Here is a 24,926-nt window from a genome sequence, read left to right on the forward strand (position 1 = left end):
CGGGATGGAAGCGCAAGGCGACAGGCGCCCTGTGCGCGCTGACGCTGCTGGCCTCTGTCGTTCCGGCCCCGGCGGCATTTGCCGCCACGATTAATGTAACCGCTTACGGTGCGAACGGCGGAGACAGCGCCGACGACCTGACGGCCATCCAGAACGCGATCAACGCGGCGGCGAGCGGGGACACGGTCTATGTTCCATCGGGCACGTACTACCTGTCAGGCAGCCTCCAGGGCAAGACCGGCATCAAGCTGCTCGGCCAGGGCCGGGACACGACGATTCTCAAGTACAACGGCACCGGGACCGGCGCCATGGTCTCGCTGAACAATACGAACAACGTCGAGATCGGCGCGCTCACGCTGGATGCCAACAACAGCACGACGCTCGATGCGGGCATCTGGAGCGAGCCGGGCAGCGGACACAACATTCACGACAACCGCATCAAAAATCTGGCCAAAACGTCCGGCTTCGCGCCGTTCGGCATCCTGATGTCGGCGTCTCCGAACGTGACGATCAAAAACAACGACTTCTCGAACATGGGCACCGGCTCGATGTGGGGCGCGGCGATGCGGGTCGGCTGGGGCTCCAATGCGCCGGTCATCGAAGGCAACACGATCGCGAACACCGGACGCGGCGGCATCTTCGTCAACGACGGCGTCGACGGCGCGGTCATCCGCAACAACGTCATCACCGGCTCGGGTATTTTCAACGAAGGACTCGGCATCGAGCTGCATACGAATGTCAACCACTCGATTGTGGAGGACAATCAGGTCGATCACTGGCTGTCCGTCGTCCGCTCCGAATACAACGCGATCCGGCGCAACACGGTGCATACGACCGACAACACGGTCAAGGGCATCGGGCTCGAGATCATGTCCAACCATTCCGTGACGTCCGACAACCTGGTCGACGGCGGCCAGCAGGTCGGCATGCAGCAATCGCCGGGCACCGGCTACCAGCTGTGGAACTACAATACGATCAAAAATATCGTGATGTGGGGCATGCAGCTGCAGGGTGAAGGCACGGGAGAGACGGAGCAGTTCCAATACTTCTATAAAAATACGATCAAGGACGGCCCGATCGGCAACCCCGCAGCCGCCTATCCCGGCTACGACGGCAATGCCGTCCGCATCCACGGCAACTCGAAAAACATCACCTTCGACAGCAACACGATCACGAACAACGGCCGCAAAGCGATCGAGATCACGACGGCTTCGGGCACGGACCGCATCAGCTTCGTCAACAACATCATCACGAACAACGGCGGCCCGTCCATCGACCAGTACCCGTCGTCTGCGTCGGATCTCGAATGGTCGAACAACACCGTCACCGGCAACGGCACCAACACCCAGCTGACGAGCCGCGGCTTCTCGGGCGACGCCAAGCCGACCGCGAACTTCACCGCGCCGACGAGCGTGCAGCTCGGACAGCCGGTCACGTTCACCAACACGTCGTCCGACAACGGCTCGATCGCCGAGAACCTGTGGGACTTCGGCGAAGGCGTGCCGGTCACGACCGTCAGCCCGACCTACACGTATCAGAAGGCCGGCAACTACCGCGTATCCCTCGTCGTCTGGGACAACACGGGACGCGCCAATATCAAGGAGCAGACGATCAACGTCTACTCGGGACCGCCCGACACGACGGCCCCCAGCGCACCGACGAGCCTGACGGCATCGTCCAAGTCCAATGTGACGGTCAACCTGTCCTGGACCGCGTCCACGGATAACGTCGGCGTCATCGGCTACGACGTCTACCGGAACGGCTCGCTGCTCGGCTCCACGACCGGCGCGACGACGTACAACGTGACCGGGCTCACGCCGAGCACGACGTATACGTTCGCCGTCAAGGCGAGAGACGCGGCCGGCAACGTCTCCGCCGCCAGCAACACGCTGTCCGTCACGACCGACGCGGGCGACACGCAGGCGCCGACGGCGCCGACCGGCCTGACGTCGACGGCGAAGACCGACACGAGCATCACGCTGACCTGGACCGCTTCCACCGACAACATGGGCGTGACCGGCTACATGGTGTACAACGGCTCCACCCAGATCGGCTCCACGACCGGCGCAGTATCGATCACGCTGACGGGACTCAGCCCGAGCACGGCGTACACGCTCACGGTCAAGGCGAAGGACGCCTCCAACAACATCTCGGCCGCGAGCAATGCGATCACGGTCACGACGAACCCGCTCGCGAACTGGGTGAACTGCGCGGGCGAGAACAATCCGTGCAACTTCACGGGCACGAAGGAAGTGCGCTACGGCGCGAACGGCAGCTACGCTTACGGCACGTACACGAGCACCGTCATGTGCTCGAACAACGGCTTCGGCGTCGACCCGGCGCCCGGCTACTACAAGACCTGCGACGTCAACATGGCGAGCGGCGGCAGCGGCACCGATACGCAGGCGCCGACGGCGCCGACCGGCCTGACGTCTCCGTCCAAGACGTCCAGCAGCGTCAGCCTGTCGTGGACGGCCTCGACGGACAACGTCGGCGTGACCGGCTACAACATTTACAACGGCAGCACGCTCGCAGGCAGCACGACCGGCGCCACGACCTACACCGTGACGGGCCTCGCGGCCAGCACGGCCTACACCTTCACCGTCAAGGCGAAGGATGCCGCCGGCAATCTGTCGGCTGCCAGCAGCACGCTGTCGGTGACGACCAGCGCGCCTGCCGGAGATACGCAGGCGCCGACGACGCCGACCGGCCTGACGTCTCCGTCCAAGACGGCGAACAGCGTCAGCCTGTCGTGGACGGCCTCGACGGACAACGTCGGCGTGACGGGCTACAACATTTATAACGGCAGCACGCTCGCCGGCAGCACGACCGGCGCGACGACGTACACGGTGACGGGCCTCGCGGCCAGCACGACGTACAGCTTCACGGTCAAGGCCAAGGACGCGGCCGGCAATCTGTCGGCGGCCAGCAGCGCGCTGCCTGTGACGACCAACGCTTCCGGCGGCACGACGCCGACCGGCACGATCATCCGCGAGTACTGGACCGGCATCAGCGGTCCGACCGTCGCCAGCATCCCGCTGACGACGACGCCGACCGGCACGGCCGTGCTGACCAGCTTCAAGGGGCCGACGAACTGGGGCGACAACTACGGCGACCGGATTCGCGGCTACATCGTCCCGACGGTGACCGGCACGTACCAGTTCGCCATCGCCGGCGACAACAACAGCGTGCTGTACCTCAGCACGGACAGCACCGAAGGCAACAAGGTCAAGATCGGCGAAGTCGTCGATTGGACCAATGAAGAAGAGTGGGCGCGCAACGCCTCCACGCAGCAGTCCGGCTCCATCACGCTGACGGCCGGCCAGCGCTACTACGTGGAAGTACTGCACAAGGAAGAGGGCGGCGGCGATCATGTCGCGGTCGGCTGGAAGACGCCGGGCGCCAACTCGTTCGTCGTCATCGACGGCGCTTATCTCGCGCCGCTGCAATAATCGAATCTGCCTGATCTGACGGAGGCAGCCGGCAAGCGGAGCATGACGGGCCGCCTGTCGGCTGCCTCGTGGCGGTGAAGGGGCATGACGGCATATGCCTGGGAGGAGAGGACCGAGATGGACGATTGGAAAAAGGAACCCGCGGACGGCGGGAGCGACAGCATGGTACGGGAATATGTCGGGTGTGAGGGCGGCGACGTCAAGCAAATCCACGTCGCTGCAGGCGGCACGGGCGACGCGGCGGACGGCAGCGCGGCGCGTCCGTACCGTACGATACACGCCGCGCAGGCCGCCGCCCGCGGGCTGGCCGCAGACGGCTACGCAGGGCGGATCGAGGTCCGCATCGGCGCAGGGCTGTACGCGCTGCCGGAGCCGCTGCGCCTCGGCAGCGCGGACACGGGCGGCGGGCGCTGCACCGTCGCGTACAGCGGCGGCACAGCGGGCGACGCCGGCGCGCCGCTGCCCGTCCTGAGCGGCGGCGTCGCGATCGCCGGCTGGGAGCCGTGGCGGGACGGCATCTGGCGGGCGCCGCTGCCCGCGGGCGTTCGACCGCGCACACTGTACGCGGACGGCGTCCGCATCGCCAAGGCGCGGCTGCCGGCCGCCGGCTATTACGAGACGGCCGCCGCCGAGCCGGGCGGCCAGCGGGACGGCATCGTCGCCGGGGATATCCCGGCGGACGACGCGGCGGCGTTCGAGGCCGCCGCCCGGGAGAGCGCGGCCCTGCAGGCATTCGTATGGCCGGGCGAGGGCGAGTGGAACTGGTTTTCCGAGACGATCCCCGTCCGCGGCATCGACCCGGCGACCCGGCGAATCGCCTTCGCTCGTCCGGCCACCTGGGGCATCGGCGGCGGCTCCCGCTATTATTTACAGGGCGCGCTCGCTTTTTTGCGGGCGCCGGGCCAGTTCCATGTCGACGAGGCCGCCGGCATGCTTTACTATCGGCCGGTGTCGGGGACACCGCTTGAGCAGCGCATCGTCGCGCCGCTGCTGCACCGCCTGGTCGAGATCGTCGGGGACGGCGAGGACCGTCCCGTCTCCGGCATCGCCGTCCGCGGACTGGAACTCGCCTGCACCGACTTTTACGACGATTACCGGATCGTCTCGGACGAGGAGGCCGCCAACACCGAGCCCGACGATCAGCGCCACGGGCTGGTCTACATCCGCGACGCCGACGGCGTGGAGATCGACGGCTGCCGGCTCCTCCTGTCCGGCTCCTCCGGCGTGTTCCTCGACCGCTGCGCCCTGAACGTCAAGCTAACGCACAACTTCATCGGCCACGTCGGCCAACACGGCATTTACGCCGTAGGCTACGCGCCGGGAGAGGGCAGCTTCGCGCTGCCTTCCGACGCCGATCTGAACAAGGGGCATCTGATCGCGGACAACGAGATCGTGAACGGCGGCGAATTGGTCGGCCACGGCGCGGGCATCCAGCTCTATCAGTGCGGCGGCTGCGACATCGCCCACAACCGCATCGCCCATATGCCCAGATACGGCATCTCGATGAAGGGCGTGCGCCAGGGCACGATGCCGGCTTCGTTGTGGGGCATTGCGGTCACCTGGGACAATCACTACGACTTTTTGTTCGCGCGGGACAATCTGATCCGGTACAACGACATCTCGGACGTCATGACCGACAGCCAGGACGGCGGCATGATCGAGTCGTGGGGCGTGGGCCTCGGCAATCGGATACACGGCAACAGGCTGCACCACAGCGGCATCCGATTTTCGTTCGGCTTCGGCATTTATCTCGACGACGCTTCGGACGGCTTTACGGTTACGCACAACGTGCTGGATCATCTGTACAGCGCGAACACCGGCAAGCTGTGGATGGCGATATTTTCCAAGGGCATCGGCAACGTGATCGCGAATAACCTCATCGTCGACAGCCCGGACGCGGTGAACGCGATCGGCACGCAGGAGATGGTCGGCGAGGCGAACCGGGACATCGTCGTCGAGCGCAACATCGTGTCGAACTCGGGCCGCATGTACTGCTTCGTCAACTGGAGCCCGGAGCGGCTCGCGCGGGCGGACCGCAATCTGTACTGGCGCGGCGGGGCGCCGCGCATGGTGTCCGGCGAGCTGCCGGCCCCGGCGGCAGCCGTCGGCGTCAATCCCGCATGGGGCTTCGACTACGATTGGGACACTTGGCTGACGACGTCCGAAGGCCGCTTCGAAGCGAACTCGCTCGTCGCCGACCCGCTGTTCGCGGCTGGCGAGGAGGGCGGCTACCGGCTCGCTCCCGAATCGCCAGCCTACGCGCTCGGCTGGCAGGACATCGACTGGTCGCGGATCGGACCGCGGCGTCGTGCGAGCGGCAGACAGATCGGAGTTCGTCTATGACGGATATCACATCGCGGCCATGCCCTCGGGGTATAGAATAGTAACAGGATGACGGCCGGAGCCCCGACGAGGATCGACAGATCGGATCGGGGGGACGGCCTACTCTATACCGAAGGGAAGTTATGCCATGCAGCACGAGAACAAGCGTCTCCGACTCGTCGTCGTCGGCAACGGAATGGCGGGCATCAACACAGTCGAGCAGATTCTGAAGCTGTCGCCGGGCGCCTACGACATCACGGTGTTCGGCAGCGAACCTTATCCGAATTACAATCGAATCCAGTTATCATATGTGCTCGAGAAGAGTAAATCGATCGACGAGATCATCCTGAACAGCCGGGAATGGTATGCGGCAAACGGGATCGAGCTGCATACGGGCACGACGGTCGCGTACATCGATACGGCGGCGAAGACGGTGACGACATCCGACGGCGCCGCGGCGCCGTACGACAAGCTCATCATCGCGACCGGCTCCAAGCCGTTTATGCTGCCTGTGGCGGGTGTGGACAAGCAGGGCATCGTCGGCTTCCGCGACATCGCCGACTGCGAGACGATGCTGCGGGCGGCGGGCCAATACCGCAAGGCTGCGGTCATCGGCGGCGGACTGCTCGGCCTCGAAGCGGCCAAGGGGCTGCTGAAGCTGGGCATGGACGTCACGGTCGTGCATCTGATGGAGGACCTCATGGAGCGCCAGCTCGACCATACGGCCGCGCTGCTGCTGCGGCAGGAGCTTGAACTGCAGGGCCTCAAGTTCGCGATGGGCAAAAAGACGGAGGAATTCCTCGGCGAGACGCGCGTGAGCGGACTGCGGTTCAGCGACGGCACAACGCTCGATGCCGAATTCGTCGTCATGGCGGTCGGCATCAAGCCGAACGTCGAGCTGGCGAGGAGCAGCGGACTCGAGGTGAACCGCGGCATCGTCGTCGACGACCTGCTGCGCACGTCCGCCGAGGATGTGTACGCGGTCGGCGAGTGCAACGAGCACCGGGGCGTATGCTACGGTCTGGTCGCGCCGCTGTTCGAGCAGGGCGCCGTGCTGGCGAAGCATCTGTGCGGGGTGGACACCGTCCCGTACGCAGGCTCGGTCGTATCGACACAGCTGAAGATCTCGGGCGTCGAGGTGTTCTCCGCCGGCGAATTCATGGATGCGCCGGATCTGACCGTCGTGCGCATGCACGACGAATGGCGCCGCATCTACAAGAAGGTGCTGATTCGCGGCGGCAAGGTCGCCGGCGGCGTGCTCATCGGCGACAGCAGCCAGTCGGCGCGGCTGCAGCAGTGGATTCGGACGGGCACCGTCATGACCGACGACATCCATGCGACCATCATGGGGACGGCAGTCGCCCAGCCGGGAGGCGGCGCGGCGGAGCTGGCCGACGAGGAGATCGTCTGTGGCTGCAACGGCGTCACCAAGAAGATGATCGTGGACGTCATCCGCGAGCGCGACCTCACGACGGTCGACGAGATCAAGATGGCGACGGGGGCGACGCGCTCCTGCGGCGGCTGCAAGCCGGTCGTCGAGCAGATTCTGAAGCTGACGCTCGGCGACAAGTACGACTCGGCGGCGGCCAAGAAGCAGGGCATCTGCGACTGCACGACGCTCAGCCGGGACGAGGTCGTGGCCGCGATCAAGGAGAAGGGGCTCATCACTTCCAAGGAAGTGCGCTATGCGCTCGATTGGAACAACAAGGAAGGCTGCTCCAAGTGCAGACCGGCGCTCAACTATTACCTCGGCATGATCTGGCCGCAGGAGCACGAGGACGAGAAGGATTCGCGGTTCGTCAACGAGCGGATGCACGGCAACATCCAGAAGGACGGCACGTTCGGCGTCGTGCCGCGCATGTACGGCGGCGTCACGACGCCGGAGGATCTGCGGCTGATCGCGGACGTCGCGGTCAAGTACAACGTCAAGCTCGTCAAGGTGACGGGCGGACAGCGGCTCGACCTGCTCGGCGTGAAGCGGGAGGATCTGCCCGCCATCTGGTCGGACCTGGGCATGCCGTCGGGCTATGCGTACGCCAAGGCGCTGCGGACGGTGAAGACCTGCGTCGGCTCGCAGTTCTGCCGGTTCGGCACGAAGGATTCGATGGGCATGGGCATCGTGCTCGAGAAAAAGTACGAGCGGCTCGACATGCCCGCCAAGTTCAAGATGGCGGTCAACGGCTGTCCGCGCAACTGCGCCGAGTCGTCCACCAAGGATATCGGCATCGTAGGCAACGAGGGGGCCTGGGAGATTTATGTCGGCGGCAACGGCGGCATCAAGGCCCGGCTGGCCGAGCTGCTGTGCAAGGTGCGGACCGACGAGGAGCTGATCGAGATCGTCTCGGCCTTCACGCAGTATTACCGGGAGACGGGCAAGTATCTGGAGCGTACCTCCGATTGGATCGAGCGCGTCGGCCTGGAACATGTCAAGGCGGTTATCGTCGAGGATGCGGCGGGCCGCAAGGCGCTGGCGGACCGGATGGAAGCCGCGCTCGAGCGCGTGAGAGAGCCGTGGCAGGAGATTCTCGACAATCCGAATCTGCGGGATCGGCTGTTCGGGGAAATTAAAGTGCCGGTCGGCGGACAGACCGAGTAGGAGGCGCAGCCAACATGACGAAGAGCGAACTGGAAGCAAGCGGCTACTATCGGATCGGCGCTGTCGGCGACTTTCCGGAGCGTATGGGCAGACTTGTCCATATCGGCGCGGCCGAGATCGCCGTATTCAAGACGTCGGAGGGCGCGATTCATGCGCTCGCGAATCGCAGCCCCGGACCGCGCGGCGGCACAATCGTGGACGGCATCGTATCGGGCGACGTCCTGTACGATCCGATCTGCGACTGGCGCATCGGCCTCGCGGACGGCGCCGTGCGGGCGCCGGACCGCGGGCAGGTCGCCGTCTACCCGGTCCGGATAGTAGACGACGAAGTCTACCTGGGCCCGGTACCGGAAGCGCGGCCGCAGACGGAAGCGTAGACCAGCGGGCCGCCGAGCGGACGCAATATATAGAAGACGAAGGCGCCCCGCATGCTGCGGAGCGCCTTCATGCCGTTCACGGATACTTCACGACAGGCCACTTGACCTTGCGCAGCGAATCGAGCAGCTCCGGCGATGCGTTCAAGTTCGCCTGGACGAGGTCGCGCGGCGTGAGCGCCATCCACTGGTTGAGCGAGACGTCGGCGAAGCGGTCGCTGCGGAACATCTCGAGGAACCACAGCGTCTCGCTGCCCGTGTTCTGCACATAGTGTCCCATCGCGAACGGGACGTAGCCGACGTCGCCCGCCCGGACGTCGTACGTTCTGGCGATGCCGTTGCCGCCGAACACGGTCATCCGGCCTTGCCCCGACAAATAATATTGCCACTCGTCGTCGTTCGGATGCCAGTGCAGCTCCCGCATCGCGCCGGGCTCGATCTCGACGAGCGCGGCCGCGATCGTCCTGGCGGCCGGGAAGTTGGACGAATCGGCGATCCGTACGCTGCCCCCGGGTGTCCGCAGCGGCGGCTGGGCGAGCAGCTTGTGCTTGAACGACAGGGGCACGGCACCGTACGGGGACTCGACGGCTTCAGCCGGGAGCGGACCGGGCACCCGGTCCTCGAATATATACACTTGTCCGTCCGGCAGCCCGTCGAACGCTTCGGCGGGCACGCCGAAGTTGGCTGCCAGCACGTCCCTGGGCGTATGTGCGAACCAGTCCGAGATCGACAGCGTATTGAGGTCGGAGAAGGTGCCGTCGTCGAATACGAGCAGAAACTCGCACCCCGCCTCCAGCGCTTGAATCGAATGCGGCAGTCCGGCCGGGAAATACCACAGCTCTCCTTTTTCCACATCCGCAATGAAGTTGCGGCCCTGCGCGTCGACCGACGTGATGCGGGCGCCGCCCCAGATCATATACGCCCACTCGGCCTGCTGATGCCAGTGCAGCTCGCGCACCCCGCCGGGCACGAGACTCATATTGACGCCGGCCAGCGTCGTGGCGATCGGCAGGTCCCGCACCGTGATCTCCCTGGACCAACCGCCTTCGTTCAACTGCATATGCGTATCCGAAAACGAAAATCTCATGTTCGGCAGCAGTCCGGCGTCCGTGGCGGGCGGCACGAGCATATCCGGGTTTTGCAGATCCCTCAGCACGTCGCGCGGCCCGAAGTCGGGACCGCCCGCGCCGTCCTTGCGAACCGGCTGCGGCACTCGGCCCGGTACGGCCGGGTTGCGGGGATCGTTGGCCATCCGTCGTCAGCTCCTTTTGTATGGATGCGCAGTGAATCGTCTCGACACATATGTATGTGGTCCGGCTTGGGCCGTATGCGTGCGCCGAGTGGCCGATCGCGAGATGCAAATATCGCAACCCGAATTTTCTGTTTTGCAGAGGAGAGTGCAGATCGTGCACGTGGCGCCGGGATTGCCTGCATCCCGCATTTCCTTCGACAGCTGGTAGGAAGTTCCGGTCGGATCACCGACGACATCGTAGACGGCCTCTTCGCCAATCAGGATGCCCCCGAGGCGTTATTATGACGTCATTATTCAGCTGTCCAACGATCCGAGCTTCACGACCAGCACGACCGTCTTCAGCAACGACGCCGACAATACGGCGGGCCAGGGTGCGGGTACCGATTCGCTGTATTGGGAGACAGCCGGCGGCGAGAGCTTCACATTTTCTGCGACTACCGCGAGATATATCCGATTGTGGGCCGACGGGAATACAAAAAAACACCTCGCTGCATTATGTAGAAGTGCAGGTTTGCGGGGCTCCCGATTACGACATGGGTGCCGGAAGGCAACGCAGAAGCGGGAAAGCGCGGAGCTGCGCCCTTTCTTTTTATTCTATTTTCTTTATATATGTTGCACTAATTATTTATTAGAGTGTATTATATACAAAAAATGCACACTATATATTGCGGAGGCTATGGCATGGAGAGAGAACTGGCGCTTGAAATTGTACGAGTAACTGAACTGGCGGCGCTTGCGTCCGCACCTTGGATGGGCCGGGGGGACAAGCATCACGCCGACGGGGCGGCGACGTCCGCGATGCGCGCGATGTTCGATTCCGTATCGGTACGAGGCACCGTCGTCATCGGCGAGGGGGAGATGGACGAGGCGCCGATGCTGTATATCGGGGAAGCGGTGGGCAGCGCCCATGGGCCGGAGGTCGACGTGGCAGTCGATCCGCTCGAGGGAACCGAGATCGTGGCACGCGGGCTGAACAATGCCATGTCGGTCATTGCCGTGGCGGGCAAGGGCAGCCTGCTGCATGCGCCGGATATGTACATGGAGAAGCTCGCGGTCGGTCCGCAGCTCGCAGGCAAGGTCCGCCTGTCCGATCCGCTGGAGACGACGCTGGCTATCGCGGCGGCGGAGCTCGGCAAGCCGGTGAGGGAGCTGACGGTCATGCTGCTCGACCGCGAGCGGCACGCGAGTATCGTCAGGACGCTGCGCGACGTCGGCGTACGCATCAAATTCCTGTCGGACGGAGACGTGGCCGGCGCGCTGGCGCCTTCGTTCCCCGAAGCGGGCATCGACTTGTACGTCGGCTCGGGCGGGGCGCCCGAGGGCGTGCTGGCGGCAGCGGCGCTCCGCTGCCTGGGCGGGGAGATTCAGGGCCGTCTGATGCCTGCGGACGAGCGCGAATACGGCCGCTGTCTCGATATGGGACTGGCCGACCCGGGCAAGGTGCTGACGATGGACGACATGGTCGGCACCGGCGACGTCATCTTCGCCGCGACTGGCGTGACGCCCGGCGAGTTCATGGGCGGCGTGCGTTATCTGCCGGGCGACCGGGCGGAGACGCACTCGATCGTGATGCGGGCGAGGACGCGGACGATCAGGCATATCCGCTCGCTCCATCATCTGCCGAGCAAGCCGCTGCTGCGCGAGTTGACGGAGCGGGCCTCGCAGGAGGAGGCATCCGCTACGAATATTGCGTCATATTAATCATTCCTGTACACTATTCGTAGCCTCCGTTCCGAAGCCCGGGCTTCTCCAGGCTCGCATTATCGCGATGCGCATACGCTGGAGCATGGAGCATGGAGCATGGAGCATGGAGCATGGAGCATGGAGCATGGAGCATGGAGCATGGAGCATGGAGCATGGAGCATGGAGCATGGAGCATGGAGCATGGAGCATGGAGCAGGTGCCGCAGGGCGGAATTTGCAAACAAGCAAGGACTGCGGGGAGGGAGCACACATCGAACTGACGCCAAGGCAGTTAGCCATCATCGAACGCGTGCGCAGCCATGCCCCGATCACCGGGGATCAGATCGCAGAATTCCTCGGCGTCAGCCGTCCGACCATACGTTCGGACTTGTCCGTGCTGGTCATGCTCGGCTACCTCGACGCCAAGCCCAAGGTCGGCTACTTCCCGGGACGCCAGCTGTCCGCCGACAGCAATGTCAGAGACAAGCTCGCCGCCCTGAAGGTCAAGGATGTCATGAACAGGCCGATCGTCATCACGGAGTCGGCGAACGTGAACGACGCGGTCATCTCGTTGTTCGTTGAGAACACGGGCATTCTGTCGGTGATCGATGCGGACGGATATCTCGTCGGACTGGTCACGATCAAGGACCTGCTGAAGGTGACGCTGGGCAATCCGACCGCATCCACGATTCCGGTGAGCATGGTGATGACCCGCATCCCGCGGGTCGTGACCGTGACGCCGGACGATTCGCTGCGGGATGCGGCCAAAAAGCTGCTCGACCATCAGATCAGCGGCATGCCGGTCGTGCGTCCGGTCGACGGGGAGAGAGAGGGGCCGCGCACGCGTCTGGAAGTGCTGGGGCGAGTGTCCAAGACGACGATGACGCAGGCGCTGGTCGAGCTGACCGCTATTACATAGAAGGCAAGGATGGGGGAACCGGAATGTCTGAACAAGCGGAGCACACGATTTTCGTATGTTCGGATGCGCTCGGAGATACGGCGGAGGCGGTCGCGCGGGCGACGCTTCGCCAGTTCGCGGCCGACAAGGCGGTCATCCGGCGCTTCGGACATATCAAGTCCGAGGACGAGGTGAAGGCGATTCTGCAGGAAGCGACAGGCGGCCGGATACTCGTCGCCTACACGCTCGTACAGCCGGAGCTGCGGGACACGATGCGCGAGGAGGCCGTCAGGCTGGGCATTCGGGCCGTCGATGTGATGGGGCCGATGATGCAGGCGTTCGCCGACACGTTCAACGACGCGCCCAAGTATCAGCCGGGCCTGCTGCACGAGATGGACGAATCGTACTTCCGCAAGATCGAGGCGATCGAGTTCGCCGTGAAGTACGACGACGGCAAGGACGCGCGCGGACTGCTCAAGGCGCAGGTCGTGCTCGTCGGCGTGTCGCGGACGTCCAAGACGCCGCTCAGCATCTATCTGGCGCACAAGGGCATCCGCACGGCGAACTACCCGCTCACGATCGAAGTGAAGCCGCCCGAAGAGCTGTTCATGAAGACACCGGGCCGTCTGATGGTCGGCCTCACGATGGATCCCGAGCGCCTCACGCGCATCCGGTCCGAACGGCTCAAGGCGCTCGGTCTGCCGAGCCAGGCGAACTATGCGTCGATGGACCGGATTCGCAGCGAGATCGAGTTCGCGGACAAGATCATGGACCGGCTCGCATGTCCGGTCATCGACGTGACGGAGCGGGCGATCGAGGAGACGGCGGGATTGATACTGGAAATGCTGTAGTCGCTGGGTACCGGAGAGCGGGAGCGAGCGGTGTGGCGAGGGCGTGCGGATGGAGCGGGCAAGTGAACGCCGGCGTATCGCGCCTAAGCGCCGCGCGGCGGGAGACCGTGGCCGATAGCGGAAAAAAGTGCCGCTATGGGCGCCGCACGACGGGAGGCAGCGGCCGATAGCGGAAAAAAATTCCGCTAAGGACGCCGCACGGCGGGAGAACGTGGCCGATAGCGGAAAAAAGTTCCGCTACGGGCACCGCGCAGCGGGAAACCGCAGCCGATAGCGGAAAAAAGTTCCGCTATGGGCGCCGCGCGGCGGGAGACCGCAGCCGATAGCGGAAAAAAGTTCCGCTATGGGCGCCGTGCGGCGGGAGGCAGCGGCCGATAGCGGAAAAAAGTGCCGCTATGGGCGCCGCGCGGCGGGAGGCAGCAGCCGATAGCGGAAAAAAGTTCCGCTACGGGCACCGCGCAGCGGGAAACCGCAGCCGATAGCGGAAAAAAGTTCCGCTATGGGCGCCGCGCGGAGGGTGGCAGCAGCCGATAGCGGAAAAAAGTGCCGCTATGGGCGCCGCGCGGCGGGAGGCAGCGGCCGATAGCGGAAAAAAGTTCCGCTATCGGCGCCGCGCGGCGGGAGAACCGTGGCCGATAGCGGAAAAAAGTTCCGCTAAGGGCGCCGCGCGGCGGGAGGCAGCAGCCGATAGCGGAAAAAAGTTCCGCTAAGGGCGCCGCGCGGCGGGAGGCAGCAGCCGATAGCGGAAAAAAGTTCCGCTAAGGGCGCCGCGCGGCGGGAGGCAGCAGCCGATAGCGGAAAAAAGTGCCGCTATACATCGCGCTGACATCGCGCCGAGCGCGCGAGGAAGCGACCGGAGAACGCGGCGGGGCGCCGAGAAGACTTTTCTGCATCCGATCGCAATTAAGCTTGATAATCATTATCAGCCCTGTTATAATTCAAAAAGAAAAGAAGGAACCGGCGAAGTTCCTTCTCATCTTCAAGCGATTATTGAATTTACTTACTTAACTTCGAATGTGCCGCAGTCCGTCTCTTCGGACTTGGCAGGCTCCTTGCGGCTGTGCATAGTGACGAAGATCGTCTCTGCGCTGCAGCGGTTCTCTTCCGCCCAGAAGCGGCAGGAGTTGACTTCACAACGAACGTCCTTAGCCATGTTGTTCACCTCGCTCTCGCGAGCCGACACATCGAATATGAACGTACCCGGTCAAGTTGGCGCTTGTCCGTGATCGCGACCTCCTTCGCAGAAGGGGGATATTCGACTATCGACGGGATTTATTCTTTTATATACTACCAGATATGCTCGTCCGAATCAATTTATGTGTTGCGACGAGATCGGATGATGGAATATTGACAAATATAGTTGCGGATGATATCTTTAAATCAAGAATTATGAAATAAAGAGTAATCGCGCTCGGGGTGAATAAAATGACGGATAATCAAACGCCAAACAAAGACGTATCGCTCAAATTGTTCGTCGTATTGTCCAAGGCTTATCGGAGTCTGATGGACAAGGCGATGCGGGATATGCGGGACAATGGTCTCAGTCCGTCGGAGTTCGGTATTCTCGAGGTGCTCTACGCCAAGGGCCGCACGCCGATCCAGCAGATCGCGGGCAAGATTCTGCTCACGAGCGGGACGATGACCTACAATATAGACAAGCTGGAGAGCAAAGGTCTGATCCGAAGAGTGCTTAGCAAGGAGGACCGCCGTGTGGTGTTCGCAGAGCTGACCGGGCAGGGAGAAGCGTTGTTCGACGATATTTTCCCGAGGCATGCGGACAAAATACAGGGCATGATGGGTGTCTTGACCGAAAATGAGCAGCAAGAGGCGATCAGACTGCTGAAGCGGCTCGGCAAGGGCGGCGCGGACTAGCGCGGACTGCCCGCAACCGCGCAGTACATGCTGGCTGCCGGAGCGCCTGTCGTCTCATCTGGCCGACCACGCTCTACCCGCGATAGTCAGCCGCACTGCGTGCCCTAGTCCGCATTCGTCGCAATATTTTCCGAAGATCCACATTCTACTCAATCCGGGAGGTCGAACGATATGGAACTGAAGCTCAAGGGTATTCACCACGTGTCCGCCATCACGGGGACCGCGGCAGGCAATGTCGACTTCTACACGAAGGTGCTCGGCATGCGGCTGGTCAAAAAGACGGTGAACCAGGACGACACGTCGGTCTATCATTTGTTCTACGGGGACGAGCGGGGGAATCCGGGCACGGAGCTTACCTTCTTCGAATTCCCGAACGCCTGGCGCAGCCGGCCGGGCACGAGCAGCATCTCGTCGGTCTCGCTGCGCGTGCCGGGCGATGCAGCGCTGAATTATTGGCATCATCGCTTCGTGCAATACGAAGTGGACCACGACGATATTACGGAGCGCGCCGGGCGTCTGACGCTGGCGTTCCGCGATCCGGAGGGGCAGCGACTGATGCTCGTCTCGGACGAGCACGACACGGGCATCGCCGGCGGCAAGCCTTGGGTCAAGGCCGATGTGCCGGCGGAGTACGGCATCGTGGGTCTCGGCCCCGTGCAGCTCACCGTCTCGCGCGCCGAGCGCACGGAGCGGGTGCTGACACAGCTGATGGGCTATACGAAAAAGGGGCAATACGCCTCGGCGATTGCCGGCCAGCCTGACATCGTCGTCTACGAGACGGGCGAAGGCGGCAGCGGCACGGAGATCCATCTGGAGGAGCGCAGCGACCTGCCGCAGGAGCGGCAGGGCATCGGAGCGGTCCACCATGTCGCCTTCCGCGTCGACGACGAAGCGGAGCTGCGCGCCTGGATCGACCGGGTGGGTGCGGCCGGCCTCGCCCATTCGGGCTTCGTGGACCGGTTTTACTTCAAATCGCTCTACTTCAGAGAGGCCAGCGGCATTCTGTTCGAGCTGGCGACGGACGGACCGGGCTTCGATACGGACGAATCGCTGGACGCGCTCGGCGAGTCGCTCGCGCTGCCGCCGTTCCTCGAGCCGCACCGCGCGCGCATCGAAGCGGGACTCAGGCCGATCGGCACGGGAAGCCCGAGCTGAATCTGTATCGACATTCCGAGAGAGAGGGAGGGATTGCGTATGATTCACTTTTATGAGCCGGGAAGCCGTCAAGATGCGCCGACGCTGCTGCTGCTGCACGGTACGGGCGGCTCGGAGCGGGATCTGGTCGGCATAGGCCGGATGCTCGACCCCGAAGCCGGACTGCTGGGCGTCCGCGGCAACGTATCCGAGCGCGGCATGGCCCGCTTTTTCCGCCGGATCGCCGAGGGCGTATTCGACGAGGAGGATCTGATTGCCCGCACGGCGGAGCTGAACGCCTTCGTGGACGAGAGCGCGGAGCGCTACGGCTTCGACAGGCGCGGCGTCGTGGCCGTGGGCTATTCCAACGGCGCGAACATCGCCGCCAGCCTGCTGTACCATCATCCGGACGCGCTGAAGGCAGCCGTCCTGTTCCACCCGATGGTGCCGCGCAGAGGCGTCGTGCTGCCGGATCTGACAGGCGTGCCCGTATTCATCGGCGCCGGCCTCAGCGACCCGCTGTGCACGGTGGCCGAGAGCGAGGAGCTCGCGGCTGCGCTAGGCGCCGTAGGAGCGGGCGTCGAGACCCACTGGGAGCCGGGCGGCCACCAGCTGTCGAGGTCCGAGCTCGAAGCGGCGGCCCGATGGCTGCGGGAAGCGATGGCTTGAGCGAAGCAAGCAGGAAGGCAGCGAGCAGTTAGCGAATATTGAACGAGCTGGCATCCAACATGCGAAGGCGAGGGAGAATGGACTTGCAGGTGAAGCGGATTGTCTCAAACATTGGGGCTGCAGATGTGACGGCGGCCAAGCGGTTCTACGAGGAGGCGCTCGGCCTCGAGCTGCTGATGGATCACGGCTGGATCGCGACCTACGGCGCCGAGGCGCGGATGCAGGTGCAGGTCAGCGTCGCGACGGAGGGCGGCTCGGGCACGCCCGTGCCGGATCTGTCGATCGAGGTGGACGATGTCGACGCCGCGCTCGCGCGGATGCAGTCGGCGGGATTCGAGATCGCGTACGGACCGGTGGACGAGCCCTGGGGCGTGCGGAGATTTTATGTACGCGATCCGTTCGGCAAGCTCGTCAACATATTGGCCCATCGGCAATGACCGGCAGAGGCTGCTCCAAAGCCATGCTAAAAGTTAAAGCAGAAACCTGAAATGAAGCCAAAATTGCCAAACGGGACGAAGCGGGGGAATTTCCTGCTTCGTTCCGTTTGGCAATTTTTTCGATGCTGCCTTCCTCGACGCAGCAAGTGCCGGAATCACCGGTTGTTTGTCAGCCGGCCGATTGCGCGCAGCGCGCCGCAAACTGAAGCGGCTGCCCCTCGGGTCATTGTCATGACCCTGTCGGGACAGCCCGCTCTCTCATGTCTGCGGAGCCAAGTTACCGGCGGCGCTGAGCGCCGGCCGAGCGGGTCGCGCCGCGGAAGCCGCCTTCGAAGTCGTCGGAGTATACGTCCTTGGTCGTGCACACGGTGACATGGTGATAGACGGGGACGCAGTGATGGCGCCGGACGACCTCGACCGTCTGCACGACTTCGACGTGCTGCGGATGGTAATAGTCCTCATATACCGTTTGCGGCGGATCGTATACGGTCTTGCTTACGCATTTAGGGCAATCCGACATGCCTGCCAACTCCTTTGCTCGGGATGTCGTACAGTATACGGGTCGATCGCCCTCTTGGCCTGTTCATACGCCTATAATTCGATTATTCCTCGAAGTCGATGCCGTCCTCGGACAGCCGGGCGATCCGTGCGAGCGATTCGACGCGGTATCCTGCGTCCAGCAGCAGCTGCCGGCCGGGCTGGAACGATTTTTCGATGACGATGCCGATGCCCGCCACCTTCGCCCCCGCCTTCAGCACGATGCCGGCCATCGCCTGCGCGGCTTGTCCGTTCGCGAGGAAGTCGTCGATGACGAGCACGACGTCGCCGGCGGAGATGAACTGCCTGGACACGGACACCTCGCTCTCCTCCTGCTTCGTGAAGGAGAACGAGCGCTCGGTCCACAGATCGTCCTTGAGCGTCAGCGACTTGCGCTTCTTGGCGAAGATGAGCGGCACCCGCAGACCCAGCGCGGTCATGAGCGCAGGCGCGATGCCGGAGGATTCGAGCGTGAGCACCTTGGTGACGCCGGCGTCCGCGAACAGGGCGGCGAATGTCTCGCCGATATCGGCCATGAGGATGGGATCGACCTGATGATTGAGGAAGGCGTCGACCTTCAGCACTTCCGAGCCGAGCACGCGGCCTTCCGAGCGGATTTTTGACTTTAGCTTTTCGATGACTGGCAGCCCCTTTGACGCGAAGATTCCCTCATTATATAGGATATATTCCGATTTTTCTTGTTCGGATGCGCATAATGGCTGTAATTTCCACGCAAAATGAGACAGCCGAATGAACTAACGGACTGGAGAAAGGCGGGTGGCCGACATGAAAAAGAGCTTGCGGTGGAGAAAGCGACTGCTGATTAGAGGGGGCATTCGGCTGGCGACGGTCACGGCGGCGGCGGTGTTCGCCCTGTCGGCGGCCGGCGGCCGCGCCTGGGCGGAGGAAGGAGGAGCGACGGGGAGCGTCGTCGCAATCGTCATCGACGACTTCGGCAACCGCATGAAGGGGACGGACGAGATGCTGCGCCTGCCGATCCCGATCACGGCTGCGGTCATGCCGTTCCTGCCGACCTCGAGGGCGGATGCCGAAGCCGCCCATGCCAAGGGGCGCGAGGTCATCGTCCATCTGCCGATGGAGCCGGTCAGAGGCAAGGCGAGCTGGCTCGGACCGCGGGCGATACTTACCTCGCTGTCGGACGAAGAGATCCGCTTGCGGACCGAGGCTGCGATTGCGGACGTTCCCCACGCGGTAGGGATGAACAATCATATGGGCTCGCGCGCGACGGCGGACGAGCGCGTGATGCGGATCGTCCTTCAAGTTTGCAAGGAGCGCGGCCTGTTTTTCCTGGACAGCCGCACCTCCCACAAATCCGTCGTGCCCCGGATCGCGCAGGAGCTGGGCGTCCCGCTGCTGCAGAACGATCTGTTCCTGGACGACGTCTATACGGATCGCCATGTGGCAGGCCAGGTCGCTCTGCTCAAGGAGCGCGTGCGCAAGCATGAGCGGACCGTCGTCATCGGACATGTGGGCCCGCCCGGCTTGATCACGTCGGGACAGCTGGCGTCGTCGATTCCGGCGCTGCGGGCGGAGACGAAGTTCGTCAGACTGTCAGAGCTGCTGCCGCCGCAGACGCCTTATTCGGTGCCTGTGCCGCCCGTCGAGCGCGGGGACAAGTCGACCAGCCGGTAGGCAGCGATCCCGTTGGCGATGGCGGTGGCGACCGCCGTCTGGCCGGCCGAATCGGTCAGCATGCGCAGATCGCCGGCATTGCTGATGAATCCGGTCTCCACGATGACGCTTGGCGGCCCGGCTTGCTTGAGCACATAGAACTGGTCGCCGGCGACCGGCGGAATGTTCGTGTGCTGCTGCCGGTTCAGGCTGTCCTGAATCAACGACGCGAGCAACGCGCTCCTGGCCTCGAGCCGATGCAGGACGACGGGACCGTGCACTTGCTTTCTTTTCGACCAGTTGACATGCACGCTGACGAAGATGCCGGCGCCGATGTCGCTCGCCAGCGACTTGCGCTGGGACAGATCGCGCTGATGCCGCGAAGATCGGAGCCACCGATTGTCATCGCTCAGCGCATAGTCGCCCGTCCGGTTCAGTACCGCATGCATGCCTCTGCTCTTCAGAATCAGGTACAGCTTGCGCGAGATCGCCAGATTGATATCTTTTTCCATGATGTCCCCGCTATGTGTGCCTCCGTCGATACCGCCGTGTCCGGCATCGATCAGCACGTCGGCGGCGGGCAGCGCATGCCTGGCCGGAGGACTGCTCGCAGAGGCGTGAGGATCGCCGTGGGGCGCAGCCGCCGTCCCGGCCGAAGCGTCGTGGGGGGGAGTCCCGTACGCTGTGAGCAGGCACAAGATCGCAGCGCAAAGACCGTAACGACAAGATTGAAGCATATACGCGTCCGGCTCCCTTCCAACTAAAGTTGAACAACTTGTGGTTAGCGTGGCTCGGGAGGAACGATCTCATTCACGGTCTCCGCCGCTGCCGCCATGACGCTGTTTGCGATGCGGGCATAGCGGGAGGCACGAGCGGGCATACTGATGGCATCAGCTCCAACAGGGAGGGAAGCCGCCGATGAGCGATACGACGGATTATATCAAGTTTGTCGCCGACCGTACGGTCGCCTATCTGAGCCTGCCGGCCGAGGAGAGGCGCCAGCGCCGGCACAGGAGGCGGGAGCCGTGGATCGTTCGCTGGTTCGGGCTGCTGCTGCCGCTGGGCATCCGGATCTGGTGGAGCGGCCGCAAAAAAAACGAAAAGCCTGCAGCGCCGGGTCAATGACCGGAGCTGGCAGGCTTATTTTCTTATTAGCGATAAAAAAGGCCGTTGGAGGGGGCGACCAGCGATTGAAGCGGGACAAAGCGTTGACCGTACATATCGAGCGCGAGATCGAGTCGTCCGTCCTGCCAGCGGTGATAGCCGACGACGGACAAGGCGTACAGCATTTTGTCTCCGAGCGGCTCGGTGACATAGACGAGATGGGACTTGGCGCGCAGGCGGGCGACCAGCTTGTCGGGCTGCGGCGCGAACGGCTTGTCGCCGAGCAGCCATGACAGCCGCTCGTACGGATCGAACGTCTCCGCTGCGGCCAGCAGCCGAATCTCGCCGGGCTTGCCCGCGGTTGCCCCGCCGTCCGGCGCCGTCTTCACGGGGACAGCGGTCGCCTGCAGCCACTCGGCTTCGTCGCGGATGGGGAGCAGCTCCGCTGACTTGGCGTCGAGCCAGATCGTCTCGTCCGGCAGCCGGACCTCCCACGCAGCGGCGAACGGATGAACATAATGCTTGACGGCCCGATAGCCGTCCGCGCCGGCCTTGCGGAGCCAGCCTCCCGCAGTGAGCGCCTGCCGCAGCGCCGCGGTGTCGAACAGCGTCTGCGCGCCGAGCCCGTATTCGCCCAAGCGGCATTCGCCGTTGTCGGCGGCGTAGAGGACGAGGTAGCCGAGCGGCTTGCCCTTGGCTCTGTCCGGGAGGATGGTCGCCAGCCAGCCGTGCGTCCCGGGGCCGAGCGCCTCCAGACGGACGGTGCCTGACTTCCAGGCCTCGAAGCCCGGCTTGGCCGAGAGGGCGGACATATAGTCGGAGGCGCAGCGCGACAGCAGGGCGCGGGCTGCGCCGTCTGCGGCGGGCGCGGCTGCCACGGCGGACGACCGGGCGGCTGCCAGTCCGTTCAGGATGGAGAGCAGCAGGACGAGCAGCAGCAGCTTGCGAGTTGCCGGACGCGGACGAGGCTCCTTGCGCATCTTGTCACCTTCTTATCGGAAATGTATGCTTGTCCGTTTATTGTACCGAAGCCGGTTCGCCGATGGTGCCGGATGGTGTACCGCGCCGGGCCGGTTCGCGCTTCTATTTTTGTCGGATACGCGCTAATGAATGCCCGGCAGATGGAACAGCCCGCAGTTCATGACGGATAACGTCACACGCGGACGGTACTGCCAGTCGATCTCCGATTCGCGCTGCGCCAGCCGCTGCGTGAGCGCTGCTTTTTCTTCCTCCGTCACGGCCCTGCCGATCATCGGCTCGTAGTAGGCGCGAATCCGCTGCAGCTCGTCCTGCCTGCGCTCCTCGGCTTCGGACGCCCAGACGAAGTCGCCGCCCTTGAGCTTGCGCTCGAGGGCGTGCTCGAGCTGGGTCATCGCTTTCTTGAGCGAGAGACCGTTCGGCAGCAGATGAATGTTGGAGGGCAGGCGCGGCGTCAGCTTGCGATCGCGCAGCCCGTCGAGAAACCGCTCGTCGATATATCCGGTCGCCAGCGAGATGCCCCACCCGTATATCTCCTCGCGCTTCATGTCGCATTCGTAGTCGACCTTGAAGTTGACCCCGAGCCAGGCCGTGTACGGGTTGGACCCGAGCCGGTCGGCACTGGCGCGGCCGCGGGGCGGCTCCTCGAACATGGCGACACAGCGGCCGCCGTCGTATACCGCGCCGAAGATCTGGGCGAGCCGGCCCGAGCCGAAGTACAGCTCCTCGCGCAGCACGCGCACCGGCGGGGCGCCGAACGGCGCAGGCTGTGCCGGCGCGCTGCCCACCGCGCTGCCCGCCGCCTGCTGTCCGCCGTTCGCCGGGGCGCCCGCGTCTGCTTCGTCCGCCGCATCCTCCTGGGCGAACTGCCAGTGAAACGTCAGCGTCTCGGGCGGCGTGCCCGTGCGCTCGACGAAGCCCCAATAATACGGCCGATTCGTCAGCCGTTTGTCGGCTTCGGGCGACAATCGGACGGTTACGCCGCCTTTCGATTTCTCGATGATGCTGCAGCCCGTCGCCTCCAGGTAGGACATGACGAATTTTTCAACCTGTCTGGCGTTCATGTCTCGCCCTCCGTTTCGACCTGCGCCTTGGTGCGCAGCAGCGATTCGCCGAGATTGTCGATGCCCGCGCGCAGCTCGCCCTCGTCCTTGGCGCCGATCAGCATTTTGGCGAGCCGCTTCTCGAGCGATTCCTCGCGTTCCATCCGTTCCACGATCTCGTCCAGCTCGCCGATGACCGTCTCGAACATGTTGATTTTCTCATGCAGCAGATGCACGATATGCTCCTCAATCGTTCCGTACGTGCACAGATTGTAAATTTTCACATCCTCCGTCTGTCCTAGCCGGTGCACCCGGCCGATCCGCTGCTCGACGCGCATCGGGTTCCACGGCAAGTCGAAGTTGATGATGTGGTGGCAGAACTGCAGGTTGATGCCTTCGCCGCCGGCCTCGGTCGCGACCATCACCTGCGCGCGTCTGCGGAACAGGTCCATCATCCAGTCCTTCTTGCCCCGGTTCATCCCGCCCCGATAGGGAACGGCGATCAGCCCGTGCTCCTGGAAGAAGCGGAGCAGATACTCCTGCGTCTGGCGGTACTCGGTGAACACGATCACCTTGTCGCCGATCTCGCGGATCAGCTCCATCGTCGCCTCCGCTTTCGTATTGGCCTTCACCTGGCGGATGAATTCGACGAGCTCCCAGATCTTGGCGCGGCGCGGCGAATCCTCCGGCGTTTTTTTGAACAAATTCACGAGTGTCAGAAAGACGGCGTCCCGGCTCGAGCATACCTCGCGCTGCAGGGTGACAAGCGACAGCATGCTGGACATGTCCACGCCCTCCACGGTCGCATTCTCGCGCACGTAGCGGGTGACGGCTTCGTAGAGCGCCTGCTCCTCGGGCGACAGCGTGAGCGGGACGTTGGCGACGAAGCGCCTCGTGAACTCGACGCCGCCGTCCGAGCGCCGGTTGCGGATCATGACCTGGCCGAGCGCCGCCTGGAGCTTGTCCTCATTCTTCGCGATGCGCTTGCCCGCCACATAGTTGGCCGAAAAGTCGCCTTCTCCGCCGAGCTGGCCCGGCTTAAGCAGCGTGATCAGGTTGTACAGCTCGTTCATATCGTTCTGGACAGGCGTCGCCGTCAGCAGCAGGCAGTACTTTTTGCGGATGTCGCTGACGAACTGGTAGTTGCCCGTCTTCTTGTTTTTGAGCTTGTGGGCCTCGTCGATGATGAGCATGTCGTACTCGGCATCGAGCAGCAGCTCCCGGTGCGGGTCGCGCTTGGCCGTGTCGATCGAGGCGACGACGATGTCGTTGTTCCAGTGATACGCCTTTTTTTGCGCGATCGCCGGGATGCCGAACTTGGCGTTCAGCTCGCGAACCCACTGCAGCACGAGGGAAGCGGGCACGAGGATGAGCGTACGCCTGACGAGTCCCCGCACGATATATTCCTTGAGGATGAGCCCGGCTTCGATCGTCTTGCCGAGCCCGACCTCGTCGGCCAGAATCGCCCGGCCGCGCATCTCGTGCAGTACACGTCTTGCCGTATCCTCCTGGTGAGGCAGCGGCGTGAGTCCGGGCAGCACGCGCATGCATTGCAGCTCGTGGAAGTCGGTTACGAGCTGGGCTTCCTCGGCTTCCCACGACATTTTGTACAGCGTCCAGTCGTCCCACGGCCCGCCCCGGTCCGCGCGTCGCTCCAGCTCCTCGAAGGCGGAGCGGTCGATGTGCAGATCGACGAGCGGATGCAGCTTGCGGGCGGCGGGGGCGCGTGTCGCGCCGACGGCGTTCTGCGTGGCATCGGCGGACGAAGATAAGCCCGGCGGCCGGACTTCATCCGGCTGGGCGGGAGCGCCCGCGCCGGCAGCCGGCAATGCGAAGGCTTCGGGGACGGCCGGAGATATTTGCAGTTCGGCCTCGGAGCCGTGCGGATGGTGGAATGGGGGGCGCAGACGTTTCTCCTCCTCTGGTCGGTCTATCCTTCTAGTATGAGCAAGCGCGGCATTTTCATAACCTGTTGGCGGGAATCGCCGGCTCGCGGTCGCTTGCGACGAAGGATCGAACTTTTTGAGACAATTGGCGGAATTCGATTCAGTCCTACTCGAATATCAATATTTCGTAGAGTATAATGGGGAAAG

General features: G+C 63.8%; 21 protein-coding genes and 1 pseudogene. 13 read left to right on the forward strand and 9 right to left on the reverse strand.

The features are described 5' to 3' along the window. Window positions 1–101 precede the first annotated feature (101 nt). The 4 genes and pseudogenes from VQ071_RS18025 to VQ071_RS18040 form a co-directional block, all read left to right on the forward strand. Window positions 102–3,452: pseudogene (locus VQ071_RS18025) on the forward strand (fibronectin type III domain-containing protein); the annotation flags it as partial. A 117-nt stretch (window positions 3,453–3,569) separates the two neighbouring features. Continuing rightward, window positions 3,570–5,795 carry a right-handed parallel beta-helix repeat-containing protein gene (locus VQ071_RS18030; protein WP_340515504.1) on the forward strand — a complete coding sequence of 742 codons (2,226 nt, stop codon included), beginning with the start codon at window positions 3,570–3,572 and terminating at the stop codon, window positions 5,793–5,795. A 127-nt stretch (window positions 5,796–5,922) separates the two neighbouring features. After that, on the forward strand, window positions 5,923–8,370 hold the full coding sequence (gene nirB, locus VQ071_RS18035; protein ID WP_340515505.1) for a nitrite reductase large subunit NirB: 2,448 nt from the start codon (window positions 5,923–5,925) through the stop codon (window positions 8,368–8,370). A 14-nt stretch (window positions 8,371–8,384) separates the two neighbouring features. Then, window positions 8,385–8,747, forward strand: a complete 363-nt coding sequence (locus VQ071_RS18040; RefSeq protein ID WP_340515506.1) for a nitrite reductase (NAD(P)H) small subunit — start codon at window positions 8,385–8,387, stop codon at window positions 8,745–8,747. A gap of 76 nt (window positions 8,748–8,823) precedes the next feature. Here VQ071_RS18040 and VQ071_RS18045 read toward each other — a convergent pair whose 3' ends face one another. Next, window positions 8,824–9,996, reverse strand: coding sequence for an oxalate decarboxylase family bicupin (locus VQ071_RS18045; protein WP_340515507.1), 1,173 nt, complete (start codon window positions 9,994–9,996; stop codon window positions 8,824–8,826). Window positions 9,997–10,290: 294 nt separating this feature from the next. Beyond that, window positions 10,291–10,419 carry a hypothetical protein gene (locus tag VQ071_RS18050; RefSeq protein WP_340515508.1) on the reverse strand — a complete coding sequence of 43 codons (129 nt, stop codon included), beginning with the start codon at window positions 10,417–10,419 and terminating at the stop codon, window positions 10,291–10,293. A 258-nt stretch (window positions 10,420–10,677) separates the two neighbouring features. Between VQ071_RS18050 and glpX the strand changes: the two genes are divergently transcribed. The 3 genes from glpX to VQ071_RS18065 all read left to right on the forward strand — a co-directional run bounded on the left by glpX (window position 10,678) and on the right by VQ071_RS18065 (window position 13,427). Next, window positions 10,678–11,697 (forward strand): class II fructose-bisphosphatase, encoded by a 1,020-nt coding sequence (glpX, locus tag VQ071_RS18055; RefSeq protein ID WP_340515509.1) that lies wholly within the window; start codon window positions 10,678–10,680, stop codon window positions 11,695–11,697. A gap of 162 nt (window positions 11,698–11,859) precedes the next feature. After that, window positions 11,860–12,597 carry a helix-turn-helix transcriptional regulator gene (locus VQ071_RS18060; protein WP_340515510.1) on the forward strand — a complete coding sequence of 246 codons (738 nt, stop codon included), beginning with the start codon at window positions 11,860–11,862 and terminating at the stop codon, window positions 12,595–12,597. A 23-nt stretch (window positions 12,598–12,620) separates the two neighbouring features. After that, window positions 12,621–13,427 carry a pyruvate, water dikinase regulatory protein gene (locus VQ071_RS18065; protein ID WP_340515511.1) on the forward strand — a complete coding sequence of 269 codons (807 nt, stop codon included), beginning with the start codon at window positions 12,621–12,623 and terminating at the stop codon, window positions 13,425–13,427. A gap of 1,000 nt (window positions 13,428–14,427) precedes the next feature. On the opposite strand, the gene VQ071_RS18070 is transcribed toward VQ071_RS18065, so the two are convergent. Then, a complete protein-coding gene (locus VQ071_RS18070) occupies window positions 14,428–14,580 on the reverse strand; it encodes a DUF1540 domain-containing protein (protein ID WP_340515512.1) in 153 nt (50 codons plus the stop codon). Between the two features lie 272 nt (window positions 14,581–14,852). Between VQ071_RS18070 and VQ071_RS18075 the strand changes: the two genes are divergently transcribed. From VQ071_RS18075 to VQ071_RS18090, 4 genes are all read left to right on the forward strand, one after another. Beyond that, a complete protein-coding gene (locus tag VQ071_RS18075; protein ID WP_340515513.1) occupies window positions 14,853–15,299 on the forward strand; it encodes a MarR family winged helix-turn-helix transcriptional regulator in 447 nt (148 codons plus the stop codon). Window positions 15,300–15,476: 177 nt separating this feature from the next. Continuing rightward, window positions 15,477–16,454: a ring-cleaving dioxygenase gene (locus VQ071_RS18080; protein ID WP_340515593.1), complete on the forward strand. Its 978-nt coding sequence runs from the start codon at window positions 15,477–15,479 to the stop codon at window positions 16,452–16,454. A gap of 39 nt (window positions 16,455–16,493) precedes the next feature. Beyond that, window positions 16,494–17,102: an alpha/beta hydrolase gene (locus VQ071_RS18085; protein ID WP_340515514.1), complete on the forward strand. Its 609-nt coding sequence runs from the start codon at window positions 16,494–16,496 to the stop codon at window positions 17,100–17,102. Window positions 17,103–17,185: 83 nt separating this feature from the next. Continuing rightward, window positions 17,186–17,539 (forward strand): VOC family protein, encoded by a 354-nt coding sequence (locus VQ071_RS18090; RefSeq protein ID WP_340515594.1) that lies wholly within the window; start codon window positions 17,186–17,188, stop codon window positions 17,537–17,539. A gap of 277 nt (window positions 17,540–17,816) precedes the next feature. Here the strand turns inward: VQ071_RS18090 and VQ071_RS18095 are convergent, their stop codons facing one another. Both VQ071_RS18095 and VQ071_RS18100 read right to left on the reverse strand, forming a co-directional pair. Beyond that, complete coding sequence (locus VQ071_RS18095) at window positions 17,817–18,059, reverse strand: hypothetical protein (protein ID WP_340515515.1); 243 nt, start codon at window positions 18,057–18,059, stop codon at window positions 17,817–17,819. An 82-nt stretch (window positions 18,060–18,141) separates the two neighbouring features. Continuing rightward, window positions 18,142–18,714 carry a xanthine phosphoribosyltransferase gene (locus VQ071_RS18100; protein WP_340515595.1) on the reverse strand — a complete coding sequence of 191 codons (573 nt, stop codon included), beginning with the start codon at window positions 18,712–18,714 and terminating at the stop codon, window positions 18,142–18,144. Window positions 18,715–18,862: 148 nt separating this feature from the next. Here VQ071_RS18100 and VQ071_RS18105 point away from each other — a divergent pair, with 148 nt between their 5' ends. Further along, window positions 18,863–19,729 carry a divergent polysaccharide deacetylase family protein gene (locus VQ071_RS18105; protein ID WP_340515517.1) on the forward strand — a complete coding sequence of 289 codons (867 nt, stop codon included), beginning with the start codon at window positions 18,863–18,865 and terminating at the stop codon, window positions 19,727–19,729. Here VQ071_RS18105 and VQ071_RS18110 read toward each other — a convergent pair. Continuing rightward, window positions 19,675–20,445: an N-acetylmuramoyl-L-alanine amidase family protein gene (locus VQ071_RS18110; protein ID WP_340515519.1), complete on the reverse strand. Its 771-nt coding sequence runs from the start codon at window positions 20,443–20,445 to the stop codon at window positions 19,675–19,677. The genes VQ071_RS18105 and VQ071_RS18110 overlap by 55 nt on opposite strands. A 181-nt stretch (window positions 20,446–20,626) precedes the next feature. On the opposite strand from VQ071_RS18110, the gene VQ071_RS18115 reads away from it, so the two are divergent. Beyond that, a complete protein-coding gene (locus VQ071_RS18115; RefSeq protein WP_340515520.1) occupies window positions 20,627–20,833 on the forward strand; it encodes a YqzE family protein in 207 nt (68 codons plus the stop codon). 26 nt (window positions 20,834–20,859) lie between these two features. Here the strand turns inward: VQ071_RS18115 and VQ071_RS18120 are convergent, their stop codons facing one another. The 3 genes from VQ071_RS18120 to VQ071_RS18130 all read right to left on the reverse strand — a co-directional run bounded on the left by VQ071_RS18120 (window position 20,860) and on the right by VQ071_RS18130 (window position 24,539). Beyond that, window positions 20,860–21,792, reverse strand: coding sequence for a hypothetical protein (locus VQ071_RS18120; protein WP_340515521.1), 933 nt, complete (start codon window positions 21,790–21,792; stop codon window positions 20,860–20,862). 123 nt (window positions 21,793–21,915) lie between these two features. Further along, on the reverse strand, window positions 21,916–22,854 hold the full coding sequence (locus VQ071_RS18125) for a YqhG family protein (protein ID WP_340515522.1): 939 nt from the start codon (window positions 22,852–22,854) through the stop codon (window positions 21,916–21,918). Beyond that, window positions 22,851–24,539, reverse strand: coding sequence for a DEAD/DEAH box helicase (locus tag VQ071_RS18130; RefSeq protein ID WP_340515596.1), 1,689 nt, complete (start codon window positions 24,537–24,539; stop codon window positions 22,851–22,853). Before VQ071_RS18130 ends, VQ071_RS18125 begins: the two co-directional genes overlap by 4 nt. Between the last annotated feature and the right edge of the window lie 387 nt (window positions 24,540–24,926).

It is taken from the genome of Cohnella sp. 56, assembly GCF_037963805.1.
GTDB lineage: Bacteria > Bacillota > Bacilli > Paenibacillales > Paenibacillaceae > Cohnella.

What these genes read in the sequence shown, in the direction of transcription:
- VQ071_RS18105 (WP_340515517.1), top strand. Translation starts at nt 18,863, where the DNA reads ATGAAAAAGAGCTTGCGGTGGAGAAAGCGACTGCTGATTAGAGGGGGC.
- glpX (WP_340515509.1), top strand. Translation starts at nt 10,678, where the DNA reads ATGGAGAGAGAACTGGCGCTTGAAATTGTACGAGTAACTGAACTGGCG.
- VQ071_RS18045 (WP_340515507.1), bottom strand. Translation starts at nt 9,996, where the DNA reads ATGGCCAACGATCCCCGCAACCCGGCCGTACCGGGCCGAGTGCCGCAG.
- VQ071_RS18060 (WP_340515510.1), top strand. Translation starts at nt 11,860, where the DNA reads ATGGAGCATGGAGCATGGAGCATGGAGCATGGAGCAGGTGCCGCAGGG.
- VQ071_RS18075 (WP_340515513.1), top strand. Translation starts at nt 14,853, where the DNA reads ATGACGGATAATCAAACGCCAAACAAAGACGTATCGCTCAAATTGTTC.
- VQ071_RS18070 (WP_340515512.1), bottom strand. Translation starts at nt 14,580, where the DNA reads ATGGCTAAGGACGTTCGTTGTGAAGTCAACTCCTGCCGCTTCTGGGCG.
- VQ071_RS18085 (WP_340515514.1), top strand. Translation starts at nt 16,494, where the DNA reads ATGATTCACTTTTATGAGCCGGGAAGCCGTCAAGATGCGCCGACGCTG.
- VQ071_RS18120 (WP_340515521.1), bottom strand. Translation starts at nt 21,792, where the DNA reads ATGCGCAAGGAGCCTCGTCCGCGTCCGGCAACTCGCAAGCTGCTGCTG.
- VQ071_RS18040 (WP_340515506.1), top strand. Translation starts at nt 8,385, where the DNA reads ATGACGAAGAGCGAACTGGAAGCAAGCGGCTACTATCGGATCGGCGCT.
- VQ071_RS18030 (WP_340515504.1), top strand. Translation starts at nt 3,570, where the DNA reads ATGGACGATTGGAAAAAGGAACCCGCGGACGGCGGGAGCGACAGCATG.
- VQ071_RS18065 (WP_340515511.1), top strand. Translation starts at nt 12,621, where the DNA reads ATGTCTGAACAAGCGGAGCACACGATTTTCGTATGTTCGGATGCGCTC.
- VQ071_RS18125 (WP_340515522.1), bottom strand. Translation starts at nt 22,854, where the DNA reads ATGAACGCCAGACAGGTTGAAAAATTCGTCATGTCCTACCTGGAGGCG.
- VQ071_RS18110 (WP_340515519.1), bottom strand. Translation starts at nt 20,445, where the DNA reads ATGCTTCAATCTTGTCGTTACGGTCTTTGCGCTGCGATCTTGTGCCTG.
- VQ071_RS18115 (WP_340515520.1), top strand. Translation starts at nt 20,627, where the DNA reads ATGAGCGATACGACGGATTATATCAAGTTTGTCGCCGACCGTACGGTC.
- nirB (WP_340515505.1), top strand. Translation starts at nt 5,923, where the DNA reads ATGCAGCACGAGAACAAGCGTCTCCGACTCGTCGTCGTCGGCAACGGA.
- VQ071_RS18095 (WP_340515515.1), bottom strand. Translation starts at nt 18,059, where the DNA reads ATGTCGGATTGCCCTAAATGCGTAAGCAAGACCGTATACGATCCGCCG.